The organism is Cellvibrio sp. 25HG11W-0 (assembly GCF_057815475.1).
In genome coordinates, this window is the sequence record NZ_CM174230.1 from 1,972,274 (window position 1) to 1,984,442 (window position 12,169).

Here is a 12,169-nt window from a genome sequence, read left to right on the forward strand (position 1 = left end):
TCTGTGTAGATACTTTCTTTTATTGTCATATCTATGACACCTCTATGGGTTAGGTTGTTAAGAATTTAAACAGCTTAATTCGTGGAGGTAGCGTATGCCATCTGCATCTAGACAGCTCAGTCACTGGGGGCATCAGCTTGATAGTCATTGGCGACGCTATCGTTGTGTGCTTAATTTCACCCGCTATAGACGTTATCGGCAATGGTTGTTAGGACAATCTCGCATTCTTCCAGTGGATCTAACCCCTGAGCGGCCGCTTGTGGTATTTGATTTTGTGGACACGCGTATTGACGGTCCTCAAGGACGTCGTTTTTATCACCTCTTTATATTTTTTGTACGTGCGGGCTTTTATCCTGTAATACGTGAAAACTATTTGTTTTTACACAATATGGAGGCGCGTTTTAAAGGCTATTGTTGCGCTGAAAATTTCACTGTTATAGCGCGCTCAGCGAATATCAATCGCCCACATGTACTGGTAACTGATCAATTAGGTAAAAACCATGAGGCCGCAGTTAATGCGCCTCATTGTTTAGCCAAAATAAATGTAGATTACACTCCTGGTTATTCGCTCGGCGAGGCTGTATTTCCTCTGCCATTTCCTATGTTCCCCGCAATATATAAAACTGGTCAAGATTACCAGCTGGGTCGCTATCGCGCTCAGGCGCGTCAGTGGCGGCTGTTGTTTGGTGGTGATGCGCATGTTGAAAAATACACTAAGGCGAGTATTAGTAATATTTATCAAAAATTACCGCGCGCAAAAGTACTTGCCTGCGTCAGTACGCACCTTGCTGCCCCCTTGTGTGTAGCACCTGCCAATCAAGCAGAGCTCGCGGATTATTTGACATCAACTTTTGCGGGGCTGGTATTGATTAATACGCGGCACTGTAAAATTGCACCAGAGTGCTGGCTGGAAACATTGGCGAAAGCGCATTTTTTTCTTGCTTGTCCTGGTGTGCGCTATCCTATGTCGCATAATTTAATTGAGTCCTTGGCGGTGGGTTCTATCCCTATTTTGCAATATCCAGAATTGCTATTTCCGCCGTTGGAGAATGGGAAAAACTGTCTTGTTTATGCAAATGAGGGTGAGTTAATTGCGTTAATAGAGCGCGTAATCGCCATGCCTGCGGCGGAGATTGATACTTTAGCGAAAGGTGCAATTACCTACTATGAAAAACACTTAGCCCCAGAGGTTGTAATTCAACAGATGCTCGATTCAAATTGTGCTGAGATTAAATTGCGAATAATGCCTTCGATGAAAGTGGGTGGGGGTTATGTCTAATCGCTTACTAGTGTGGGTCTGTTGTACAGCAGGTGCTGGTTCATGGCTCAATTGATTTAACTATGCATGGCGCGCTTTTGCCAAGTATTTATATATTAAATGCCGTGATATCGGCTGGCTAAAGAAAATCAAATAAAAAGCTTTTGCGCACTTTCGGCATACACAACCCCCAAATGCAAAAACCCCCGAAAATCTTGTGAATTTTCAGGGGTTTAGGTCTTACTATTTGGTGCACTCAGGAGGATTCGAACCTCCGACCGCTCGGTTCGTAGCCGAGTACTCTATCCAGCTGAGCTATGAGTGCGTTGTTGAGGCGCGCATTCTATAAATCATTCGCTAGTCCGTCAAGCATTTATTTGTTTTTCTTTTTCGAAATACTCAAATTAATGCGTTATAAATCAACGGAATACAAATTTTGATCAAGTTGAGCATATAACATCCCAGCAAAACATAGATCAGTGATTTTCGCCTATTGCTCTTAGGCAATACGTTGAAAAATGCACGAGCGGAGTATACCAGCACGCTATGAGGCACACCATAACTAATTGTATTCATTGGTGTTTATTCTGTTGTTTGTATTCTTTTTTATTCTCGTCAGGCGCGTGCGCATATTATTTAAGATTGCATTCTCCAATCAAGCTTTCGGTATGTGATAAACCTATGGCGTTGGCTACGTGGGCATACTCTCCATTGTTTAACGTATTGCGCTAATGCGCGCTGCTTATTTTTAGCATGCGTCCCAAATTCTGATTTAAGTTTAGGTTTTACAAGATATTAAATATTACACAGGTGTCTTACCGTAAAATACCTATTGGTTAGGCGCTATATACACCCATCTAATTTATCAAGACCATCTTGAATTTTAAAACTCTAAAGTAATGCTCAAGGTTATTGCCGGTGTTGGTACTTTTAAATAGGGCTCTTGCGGCGCTGAAGTCATCAGTGTGGTTGGTATTTGATGGCTTTGTAAAAGTGGTCACTGCCCACACAATAGCGGTCTTTAGATGTTTGCGACTAAATAAAAGACACATGGCTCGCAGAAGGCGGCTATTTAGGCGTAGGCGATACCCAGCCGCAGCCGCCATTCAGCCCCATAGTGATATTAACGTTGAGTCAAACAAATTAAGTGTGGTTGTGCATAAGTGAATACTAAGAGCTAAGCTGAAGTTATCTTGTATATGAATAGGCTCTCGATGTTAACACCGTGGTATTTAAATATGGGTGTGATGCCTGCGGGCAATGTGCTGCATAGTCGGCATTGCTGTGATGCTATTTTGCAGCCGAATATCTTTAAATTGGTTATTTTAACGTGGTTGCTAAGCTCGAGTGCTTCACGCTGCACTTTTTTAATCTTATTTATGTGGTTAGGGGGTGTGCCTTCAGTAGTGGCCCAGACATGGGTTTATCACTCCAAGCCCGAGTCTGCCGCGGATGCTCGCTTAGATTACCCTATAGCGCTGTTGCATTTATGTTTGGCGAAATCAGGCGGTGATTTTCAGCTTAAGCAAAATGATACTGCTATGCAGCAGGGGCGTTCTCTGCGCCTTTTGGAACAAGGGCAAGGTATTGATGTGGTTTGGACGCTCACAAGCATAGAGCGAGAACGCCGTTTATTGCCTATTCGTATTCCCATTGACCGCGGTTTAATTGGTTGGCGGTTATTGTTGATTCGCAGTGGTGATAAGGAATTTTTTTCGCAAATTTCTACTGTACAAGAGCTGGCGAAATTACGTGCGGGGCAGGGTCATGATTGGCCTGACACTCAGGTTTTACGGGAGAATAACTTTAATGTATCAACTGGCAGTAGTTATGAGGGGCTTTTTGCTATGTTGAGTCGTGGTCATAGTCAATATTTCCCGCGTTCTATTAGTGAAATTTGGCCTGAGGTGGCTACCCATAGTCGTAATTTTGGCTTGGAAGTAGAGCCAAAGTGGGCATTCCACTATCCCGCTGCCATGTATTATTTTGTGAAAAAAGATAACCATCGCCTGGCTGTAGCAATTGAAAAGGGGCTTAGGCAAGCGCTCGCGGATGGCAGTATGAAGCAATTATTTGATGAGTATTATGGGGTGGCGATTGCGCGGGCGCGATTGTCTGAGCGTCATGTCATAGAGCTTAAAAATAGTGAATTACCTGTCGCTACACCTTTGGCAGAATCTAGTCTGTGGTTTGATTTAGGCGAGCTGGCACCATGACCTGGATGTTTTTGAAGTCGCGTGTTTTAACGCATACGCCTCATGCTCTACTGCAGGGACGACATCTCAGTGTTCGCTTAATGAGTGCGACCTTGCTTTACAGTTTGTTGGTGGCCTTGTTGGTGAGCGGTATGCAAATTTATTTGGCCTACCGCGATGGGGTTGATGCAGCGCGCACCCGTTTTGTTCAGATAGAAACAACCTATATCCCTAGCCTGACGGCTGGTTTATGGGAGATGAACTCACCGCGTATCGAGGCGATACTCGACGGTATTGCCAAGCTACCCTATGTAGGCTTTGTGGAAATGATTGATGAGGATGGGGTGAGAATACAGCGCAATAGCCCTACGAAAGATATCTTAGCCAATAATATATATCCGTTAGTTTATCGGGATGGTGATGCGAGCTATGCCCTTGGTAGCCTGCAAGTTCAGCTGAACAGTCAGAGGATTTTTGTAGAGCTTAAGGCGCGTGCACTCGGCATTGCTATTACCTCGGCGGCGACCTTAATGCTCGGTGCGCTACTTGTATTAGTATTGTTTCGGCGCTGGATTAGTCGTCATTTAGATCATATGGCAGCGTTTGCTGAAACATTGGATGTCACGAATCTTGATCGAAAATTGGTGTTGGATCGACCTACAACGGCAGTAAAGGATGAATTGGATACTGTAGTGGAGTCAATTAATCTTATGCAGTCTTCCTTAAAAGAGGACTTAGAAATACGCGCGAAAATTGAAGCAGAACTGCAGCAACATAAGAACAATTTAGAATCCCTTGTGACACAGCGCACCTCTGAACTGGAAGAGAAAAATTTACTCTTACAGCTGCAGTCATTAGAGTTGGAAGCGCAAAATCATGAACTTGATGCCTATGCTCAAAGTGTGGCACATGATTTAAAAAATCCACTGACTACGTTGCTCGGATTGTCCGGTTTATTAAAGAGTGGTGGGCAACATTTTTCACCAGAGCAGATGCAGAAATCATTGGAAACCATCGATAAGACCGGCAAGAAAATGGCCAATATTATCGATGCATTATTGTTGCTGGCCAGTGTTAGGCGTGCGGAAGAAGTCCATATCGAAAATATTGACGTAAAAGCCTTGGCGCAGGAGGCGCAGCAGCGCTTGAATATTATTGCGCAAGACGCCAATGCAAAAATCGAATTTGTGGGGGCATGGCCAAGCGCTTTGGGCTATAAACAATGGATCGAGGAGGTTTGGGTAAATTATATTTCAAACGCACTTAAGTATGGTGGTGTGCCGCCGCGGGTAGAGTTGGGTGGTGAGCTACTAGAATCTGGTGTGGTGAAGTATTGGGTGCGTGATTATGGTCCTGGTATTCCTGTCGCGCGTCGCGCAGAGCTTTTCTTACAGTTTTCTCGTTTAGACCCCACCACATCGCAAGGGCATGGCTTGGGCTTGTCGATTGTTAAGCGTATTATTGAGCGCTTGGGTGGTGAGGTGGGTTATGACGCCCCTGGTGCTTGTGTTGGAGCTGCAGCGCTCGCAGATAACAATAATCCTGAAGCAGGTTGTGGAAGTTGTTTTTGGTTTACCTTACCCGCATCACCGGATAATAAACATTAAATTCCTCGATTTTAATAAACGCCATACGCGGTACTTTTTTAATTGAGTATTGTAATTATTTAATGGTTTTAGCTAAAACAGTTGTTTGTTGTTCTTCTTGCAGCCGGTTAAACCCTTGGGCTGCTGCCTCGGCACTGGCGAGCCGCTTTTTGGAGTTGGGTTCAATCATGTGCAAAATCAATTGGCGTAAGGGCTTAGGTAGACGCCGTAATGCCCATTTATTTTTTAATCCCCACCAGCTTGGTGAAGGTGTTTTGCCGCTGAATAATTGGCATAAAATAGCACCCGCTGCATAGATGTCACTGCTGAGCGATATGGGCTCATTAACGGGCTGATACCAGTGGCTATCATCGCCGTAAGTGTGAGCCGGAAAGCCAAAATCACCAATTTTTAAATGGTGATCTGCCGCAAATAAAATATTACTTGGTCGTAGATTACCGTGAACAATACCGTAAGAGTGCGCACAGGCCAGTGCATTGCAAAGTTGCTGTGCTGTACTCAACCATTGCCCCAGACTAAATGCCTGTGTTAATCGATCTTGTAAGCTACCACCAGGATAAAATTCAGCAGCCGTAATTAATACGCGATTATTTTTACCATTGCCAAAAATACGCGCCAAATGTGGGTGCTGTATATGCATTAGTTTGGTCGCGCATAGCTGTGCTTCACCAATTTGATCGAGGCGTTGTTTTTTAATGACCAGCAGCCGGTTGTGTTTAGGATCGTTGACTAAATAGGTTGCGCCAAAGGGGTTCTCTTTGAGCACGTCCAGCAGGGTGTAGTTGGGGGGAATGTTGTCGCGGGTGGAATCAATGCTCCAGCGATTGGTGTTGAGGTGTCGCCCTTGGGTAATGAGCAAAAGCTCTTGGCGTAGGGCCTCTACACTTTGAGGGCGCAGAGCAGGATCTGTTTGAATACACGCCGTGATTAACGGGCGAATGGCCGCCGCCATTTGATATTTGTCGCTTGTGTGGTTTTGATAGGTTTTTTGATCGGCGTGCGCGGGTAATACGCCAAACATGACTTGATGCATAAGCATGCCGAGTGCGTAAATATCGCTAAGTTGGCTGCTAAAACTATTGCCTTGTAATTGCTCGGGTGCCATATAGGCTTCAGTACCCATGACCACTTCATCGTCTGCTGCTTGCGGCTCAGGCGTTTTATTCGCCGTAAAATAGCCCGCAATACCAAAATCGACCAAGCGCACTAAGCCATCGTAATCGACTAGAATGTTTTCCGGCTTGATATCTCTATGGATAATTCCATTGCGATGAGCGTAGGCGAGGGCACTGCACAGTTGAATCAAGATGTTCATTTTGCGCGTTACACTAATATCATCGCGCAACAAAATACTGTCGAGGGAAATACTTTTTATATAGGGCATAACAAAGTAGGGCTGACCCTGGTCGGTTACGCCCTGATCAATCACCTGCACTATGTTGGTGTGATTGAGTTGTGCGATGAGTTTTGATTCCTGTGCAAACTGTTGTTGAATGAGTGCATCTTGAGTGAATGTAGCATTTAAAATTTTGATGGCGACTGGGCGATCGAGCGATTTTTGTGTAGCGAGATAGACGCTCGCCATGCCGCCTTCGCCCAAAGGAGTCTTAAAGTAATAGCCGGGAATTGATATCTGCACAGGTTCATTCTCACAAAATGTTTGTAACCAGTATAGATAGAATCGCCATAAGTAAAGTTTTTAACTGAATATGGCCGTTTGCTTGGGCTTGAATATGAAGAATGAGTTGCTATGAATAATTCAGGTGAGAACGCAAGCCTAGCGGCTTTAGGGTCAGCTAGTGCATTGCAGCTGAGTGCGCAGTTGGGGCGGGTAGCTGGCGCTAAAGGCCTGCAGCTTACGACGGCGGAATCTTGTACTGGCGGTGCTATAGCCGCCGCTATAACCGCCACTGCAGGCAGTTCGGCATGGTTTGAGTGCGGCATTGTCTGCTACGCGAATAGTGTCAAGCATAGGCTTTTGGGCGTTGCTTTGGAAACGCTGGCACAGCAGGGTGCGGTGAGCCACGCAGTGGTGCAGGAGATGGCAAAGGGCGCACTCGCCTTATCCGGGGCAGATATAGCTGTAGCGGTGAGCGGTATAGCGGGGCCGAGCGGTGGTAGTGAAGATAAACCAGTGGGTACTGTGTGGTTTGCGTGGCTCTCTGCTCAGGGGCATGCAGAGGTTAGGTGTCACAGGTTTGAAGGAGATCGTCTTGCGGTGCAGCGCCAAGCGGTAGTATGCGGTTTGGACGGATTGCTGCGAATCTCAGAACGTTATTAGCGGTATGAATGTGCGTACAGTTAATTCGTTAACCTAAATGCCAATAGATTTTAATGTCTTCTTCGCTAGGATAAAAAACGGCGCCAATTAGCGCCGTTTTTTATGAGCATATATAAAATTCTGGTTGAAATTTATATATCGATATTGATCTATTTTTTGGCCGTCACATTAATAGGCGCCAAGTTTAAAATGGTGGGTGCTTGTTCAAGTGTGTAGTAAGCCACTGGAATAAGTGATGCATTAGCATCTATGGATATTTCGCGCGATGACCAGCCAGTCTCCTTCAGTGCGAACATTTTCAAGCCTGGTTGAGAGTTAAACGCTGGCATGGCGCTGTCATTTGCGTTAGTCCAGTTATTTGGCCCCAGCACTAATTTTCCTGGCCACTCTGTACCATTATCTGCTGCATCGTGGGTGCGCGTTACGGCATTTTCAATATAGTCATAGCCTTTGGCGGTAAACATAGCCAAGTTAACCGCATTTATACCCGCCATATGATCGAGTACTTTAATGGCACCGCGTGCGTAGTTTGCCGCTTGTGCCTTGGCTTTTTTCGCCTTAGCGATATCGGCTGCCGCCATTAAGATGCGTGCATCATTTAATGCATTGCGATGGGAACCCCAACGCACATTGTTGTCGGCATCATCTTGGTCGCCATTATCCCAATAATTAGAGTTTGCATCCCAAGTTACGCCTGGATATCCCTGAGCTTGAAAGCCAAGAATGCTGTCGGCTTTTGCCAAAAGTTTCGTTTTGAGGTTTTTCAAATTGATCTTGTGCAGTTTTTCATTGGTTAACAATGAAAGACTGCCTTCCATCGCCACAGCGCCCCACCAATAGGAAGAGACTTCATCAAAGCGAGGATGCGTCTTAACGGCTTGCTGGTAGTGTTTTGCCGCTTTAGTGTCTTTTAACTTTAGTGCAGCAAGGTAGAGCTCTACAGTAGCTGCGTATTCGTCGTCTTGGGTGTTGTCTTTGCTTGCTACACAGTTGTCCCAGTTTTGTTTGGGGTTGCGTTTTAAGCTGTGGTTATCGTTATCGGGATACATACCCCCTTCACCGCCAAATGACTTAACTTGATTGCATACCAGTGGATTTTTTTGCGCTGCATCCATTGCTGAGACTGCTTGTGTAAAGGTTTTTTGTGCGAGTGCGGATGTTCCGTATACCGCGTGTAAGCGAGCCATGGCGGCGAGCGTGCGCGCCGTGGAGAAGGTGGCTTTTGTTTCTGGCTCAGAAATGCAGGTGCCGCTGGTATGAGGGGCGCAAATGGCGTAGCTATCGTTCACATTGGTGTGAAATTTGGGGATGGCTAATTTACCGGGGTGATCAAACAGGTGATTAAATTGATCAGTTAAAATAATGAGCTGTTGGTAAACAGTGCGCGCGCCTTTTACATTGGAGCTGTAATAGGTGTTAATCGCAGGATAGGTTTCAAGAATGTTAATTAATGCCCAAGCTGCTTCAGCGGTATTTACAGGGTAGGCGCCATTGTCGCCGGCATCTTTTACATAGTCGAATTCAATGGAGAGATCTTTAGCCCAATTATTTTTGGCGTTGGTAAAGGTCGCGCGAGTTTCATGGTCTTTAAAGTATTTGAAAAAATCGTATTTGAGGTTGCCATAAGGGTCCATGGAAATATCGAAGGGCAGCGATTTATCTGTACCCACGCTAAGAGTTGCATGCTGTGCGGGTGTGGTACACATAGAGAAGTCGATGATATAGAAGCTGTCACCAGAGCTTTTGTCCTTACTTACATATTGGCTGCTGGTGCCGGAGCAGGGCTTGCCTTCGGTGTTAAGTGTCCAGTTAATCGCGCCTTTTTGATCGCTAAGATAAAGCGCTGTTTTGGCTGCTTGGGGTAAGTAACCGGCATAGTTAACTCTGAATTTCTCCTGCATTTGGCTGCCATCGTCAATGGCAAAGCAATTGCTTGATACAGCAGAAAAAAGGGCTAATCCCATCAGTGACATCTGACGAAAAGTTAATGCTGTGGAGATATTGATCTTGCGTTGGAAGCTAATCATGTTGAGTTCTCTTTGATGACCTTAAGGGGATTAGTATTATTATTCTTATGAATTGACTCAGTTGCTGAAGTAGAAATATAGCAGTTTTGAGAGACTACCTGCCTATTAATTTATGTCTTCTGTGTCTGCTTCGTTGCCTGAATGAAGGGCTGTAAACTTGCTACCACAGATTCTGTGCTGTTATTAACATTGCCCTTCTTTACATTTTCCTTGTTGGTATCCCTACAACTGTATTTTTATCTTTAAACATCTTTTTTATGTCGGGTGTTGTATTTAGCCCACGACATAATAGCGCACCAGCATAAGGCAGCAGATACTGACAATTAGCAGGCGCAGGAAAGCGGGATTGATCTTAAATAAAAAGTGAGAGCCAAGCCATGCGCCAAGCATTTGCCCAATAATCATGACTGCGCCGGGAAGCCAAAGAACTTGATCTGCAAAGATGAAGATAATAAGCGAAGCAAGATTGGTGGCAAAGTTTAGTGGTTTGGCGGCGGCGGTCGCCTTGATAAGTTCAAGGCCGCGTAAGCTGACGCCTGCAAGTGCGAAAAATGAGCCAGTGCCTGGGCCAAAGGCACCATCGTAAGCCCCGATACTTGGCATAACAAATTTTTGATAAGCCGCAGCTGAGAGCCGCGGCTTTTCTGTATTGAGTTTTAGATAGGGCGAGAGGAGAAAGTAAACAGCAATAAGCACTAGTGTACAGGGGATGATAAATCTGAGCATGGCAGTATTAATGTATTGAATGGCTACTGCGCCTGCAGCTGCGCCTATAAAAGCAAACAGCATAGGTGCGCGCAATTCTCGCCAATGGATTTTTTTGCGTGTAAAGAGCAAATAACTCGATGTGGCTGTACCTAAGCAGCCTTGCAGTTTATTTGTACCTAGGGCTGCTAAAGGCGGCACTCCAGACATGATGAGTGCCGGAATGGTAATAAGCCCGCCCCCGCCTGCAAGGGTATCCATGAGGCCAGCACAGGCTGCCGCGAGAAAAAGTAAAACCAGTGTCTCTGTTGCAAACTCCATAGCATTCTAACTTTTTTAGATGGTGTTGTTTCTTATAGGGTAAATGCTGAGTTATTCAGGCTTGTGCTGGGGTTTTTCTTTTAGGCGCTGATGTAATTTTTCCCACTGTGGCTCAGGATCTGTGCGCAACGATTGTTGCGCTATGGTTGCGCTTACCGTTTTGGTGATGCTGAGGTGCTTAACGAAGCGGCGACAGTTACTGCACATCATAAGGTGCAGGCGCATTTGCCACTTTAAGCTTGTGCTGGCATTGGCTTCAAGGTAGTCGCTTGCACGTTGAGCAACTTTTTTGCAACTTAACATGTGCCCGTCTCCTGATAGCGATCTATGACCTGCATGAGCGTTAAACGCGCGCGGTGCAGCAGTACACGAACATTGGCGGCGCTGACCAGTAAAATACTGCATATTTCATCAAAATCTGCTTGCTCAATATCGCGTAAAATAAAAGCTGCTTTTTGATTACTTGGTAAAAGCTGCAATGTTTTGGCGATACATTTTTGCAATTGCTTTTCTTCCAGCAGTGATTCCGGTGAATCATTGTTCCAGCGCGGCGTGGGGCGTTGCCAGTGACCATTACTGGTGAAGTTTGCACCATCAAGATAGCTGCCAGGTGTTTCACCATCGAGTTGTTCAAGGGACACCTGACGCGACTCCCGTCTTAAGCGTGATTTGGCCTCATTACTGACGATGGTGAGCATCCAGGTTTTAAGTGATGAGCGCTGTTCAAACTTGCTGATATTGTTGTGAATAGAGACCCAAGCTTCTTGGACTACATCTTCTGCAAAGGTGTCACCAATAATGGCGCGCGCAATACTGAGCATTAATTGTTGGTATTGCGCTATAAGGCTGCGAAAGGTGTTGTCGTCCCCCGCAATGAGCTGCTCAATAATGCGGCGTTCGTCATCCCTATTATCTGTCGGTAAATCAGTCATGGCATGGCTCGGGCAAAAAAGTTGCTCAAGCTTAGCAGCTGAGGTTTGCTTTGGGTATTAGTGGGTTTGAATCTGTTTTCCAAATTTGCGCCACAGCCAATAATCCAAACTGGTGTGCTTGCCGCCACCTAAGCCTATGAGCGCTAAGAGCATAATTAAATAGGTTGCCGCAAACTCAATACCATTATTCAGCACGACAAATTTTCCGCTCGATGTGAGCCATTCATAGTTGCCATACTCTTGCAGTATGTCGCGCGCCCGCGCCAATTTATCAGGGGCCTCTAATACGAGTGCATTGGCAAAGGGTGCCTGCGCATCGGCAATGGCTTGCCAGCCATTTACCCAGTGCACACTGACAATGGCAACAAGCATGGTAATGATGAGTGGGATGCTGATGAGACGGGTGAATAGGCCGAATGTTAGAAGTACGGCACCCGCGAGCTCAGTGCCAGTTGCCAGTGCGGCCATAAGTGTAGGGAAGGGTAGGCCCAAGCCCCAGTCGCTATTGCCAAACCAAGCCGCGGTATCATTAAAATGTTGTAGTTTATTTGTCCCTGCCATCCAAAAAATAGGTGCTAAATAAAGGCGCAGTGCAAGTGCGGCGAGATCGCTACTGGTGTTGGTGAGATAGGTTTGAGCTGTGTAGGCGAGCGCCAAAAGTTTCATAGAGTTTATCCAAGGTAAATGATGCATAAAACCTAGATGCGCTGACTATGAAATTGTTACAGATTGCAAAATGTGAGCTTGGGAGTGCTAGATAAAAATGTAGGTAGATAATGGAAGAGATTCGTGCTTGTAAGATGAGCGTAAGAGGGCATAAAAAATAATTTGCGGGTAAATCGG

At 45.6% G+C, this 12,169-nt stretch carries 10 protein-coding genes and 1 tRNA gene; 4 read left to right on the forward strand and 7 right to left on the reverse strand.

Annotated elements, in window-relative coordinates; translation table 11 throughout:
* The first annotated feature begins 94 nt into the window (after positions 1 to 94).
* On the forward strand, positions 95 to 1,279 hold the full coding sequence (locus AC0KUT_RS08115; RefSeq protein ID WP_488834965.1) for a glycosyltransferase: 1,185 nt from the start codon (positions 95 to 97) through the stop codon (positions 1,277 to 1,279).
* Positions 1,280 to 1,506: 227 nt separating this feature from the next.
* Here AC0KUT_RS08115 and AC0KUT_RS08120 read toward each other — a convergent pair.
* Positions 1,507 to 1,583 (reverse strand) — tRNA-Arg (locus AC0KUT_RS08120).
* A 1,054-nt stretch (positions 1,584 to 2,637) separates the two neighbouring features.
* On the opposite strand from AC0KUT_RS08120, the gene AC0KUT_RS08125 reads away from it, so the two are divergent.
* Together AC0KUT_RS08125 and AC0KUT_RS08130 are read left to right on the forward strand one after the other, a co-directional pair.
* Positions 2,638 to 3,474 (forward strand): hypothetical protein, encoded by an 837-nt coding sequence (locus tag AC0KUT_RS08125; protein WP_488834967.1) that lies wholly within the window; start codon positions 2,638 to 2,640, stop codon positions 3,472 to 3,474.
* Positions 3,471 to 5,060, forward strand: a complete 1,590-nt coding sequence (locus AC0KUT_RS08130) for a sensor histidine kinase (protein ID WP_488834969.1) — start codon at positions 3,471 to 3,473, stop codon at positions 5,058 to 5,060. Before AC0KUT_RS08125 ends, AC0KUT_RS08130 begins: the two co-directional genes overlap by 4 nt.
* 55 nt (positions 5,061 to 5,115) lie before the next feature.
* Here AC0KUT_RS08130 and AC0KUT_RS08135 read toward each other — a convergent pair whose 3' ends face one another.
* On the reverse strand, positions 5,116 to 6,699 hold the full coding sequence (locus AC0KUT_RS08135) for a serine/threonine protein kinase (protein ID WP_488834971.1): 1,584 nt from the start codon (positions 6,697 to 6,699) through the stop codon (positions 5,116 to 5,118).
* A 111-nt stretch (positions 6,700 to 6,810) separates the two neighbouring features.
* Between AC0KUT_RS08135 and AC0KUT_RS08140 the strand changes: the two genes are divergently transcribed.
* Positions 6,811 to 7,341, forward strand: a complete 531-nt coding sequence (locus tag AC0KUT_RS08140) for a CinA family protein (protein WP_488834973.1) — start codon at positions 6,811 to 6,813, stop codon at positions 7,339 to 7,341.
* Positions 7,342 to 7,490: 149 nt separating this feature from the next.
* Here AC0KUT_RS08140 and AC0KUT_RS08145 read toward each other — a convergent pair whose 3' ends face one another.
* From AC0KUT_RS08145 to AC0KUT_RS08165, 5 genes are all read right to left on the reverse strand, one after another.
* The gene (locus tag AC0KUT_RS08145; RefSeq protein ID WP_488834975.1) at positions 7,491 to 9,368 is read right to left on the reverse strand and encodes a cellulase N-terminal Ig-like domain-containing protein; all 1,878 of its coding nucleotides are present in this window, start codon (positions 9,366 to 9,368) and stop codon (positions 7,491 to 7,493) included.
* 273 nt (positions 9,369 to 9,641) lie between these two features.
* Positions 9,642 to 10,394 (reverse strand): TSUP family transporter, encoded by a 753-nt coding sequence (locus AC0KUT_RS08150; RefSeq protein WP_488834977.1) that lies wholly within the window; start codon positions 10,392 to 10,394, stop codon positions 9,642 to 9,644.
* 51 nt (positions 10,395 to 10,445) lie between these two features.
* Complete coding sequence (locus AC0KUT_RS08155) at positions 10,446 to 10,697, reverse strand: zf-HC2 domain-containing protein (RefSeq protein WP_488834978.1); 252 nt, start codon at positions 10,695 to 10,697, stop codon at positions 10,446 to 10,448.
* Positions 10,691 to 11,326 carry an RNA polymerase sigma factor gene (locus AC0KUT_RS08160; RefSeq protein ID WP_488834980.1) on the reverse strand — a complete coding sequence of 212 codons (636 nt, stop codon included), beginning with the start codon at positions 11,324 to 11,326 and terminating at the stop codon, positions 10,691 to 10,693. Before AC0KUT_RS08160 ends, AC0KUT_RS08155 begins: the two co-directional genes overlap by 7 nt.
* Positions 11,327 to 11,383: 57 nt before the next feature.
* Positions 11,384 to 11,992 carry an HvfX family Cu-binding RiPP maturation protein gene (locus tag AC0KUT_RS08165; protein WP_488834982.1) on the reverse strand — a complete coding sequence of 203 codons (609 nt, stop codon included), beginning with the start codon at positions 11,990 to 11,992 and terminating at the stop codon, positions 11,384 to 11,386.
* Between the last annotated feature and the right edge of the window lie 177 nt (positions 11,993 to 12,169).

Coding starts and splice junctions, on each gene's coding strand:
- AC0KUT_RS08115 (WP_488834965.1), top strand. CDS start 95: ATGCCATCTGCATCTAGACAGCTCAGTCACTGGGGGCATCAGCTTGAT.
- AC0KUT_RS08125 (WP_488834967.1), top strand. CDS start 2,638: ATGTGGTTAGGGGGTGTGCCTTCAGTAGTGGCCCAGACATGGGTTTAT.
- AC0KUT_RS08130 (WP_488834969.1), top strand. CDS start 3,471: ATGACCTGGATGTTTTTGAAGTCGCGTGTTTTAACGCATACGCCTCAT.
- AC0KUT_RS08140 (WP_488834973.1), top strand. CDS start 6,811: ATGAATAATTCAGGTGAGAACGCAAGCCTAGCGGCTTTAGGGTCAGCT.
- AC0KUT_RS08145 (WP_488834975.1), bottom strand. CDS start 9,368: ATGATTAGCTTCCAACGCAAGATCAATATCTCCACAGCATTAACTTTT.
- AC0KUT_RS08150 (WP_488834977.1), bottom strand. CDS start 10,394: ATGGAGTTTGCAACAGAGACACTGGTTTTACTTTTTCTCGCGGCAGCC.
- AC0KUT_RS08155 (WP_488834978.1), bottom strand. CDS start 10,697: ATGTTAAGTTGCAAAAAAGTTGCTCAACGTGCAAGCGACTACCTTGAA.
- AC0KUT_RS08160 (WP_488834980.1), bottom strand. CDS start 11,326: ATGACTGATTTACCGACAGATAATAGGGATGACGAACGCCGCATTATT.
- AC0KUT_RS08165 (WP_488834982.1), bottom strand. CDS start 11,992: ATGAAACTTTTGGCGCTCGCCTACACAGCTCAAACCTATCTCACCAAC.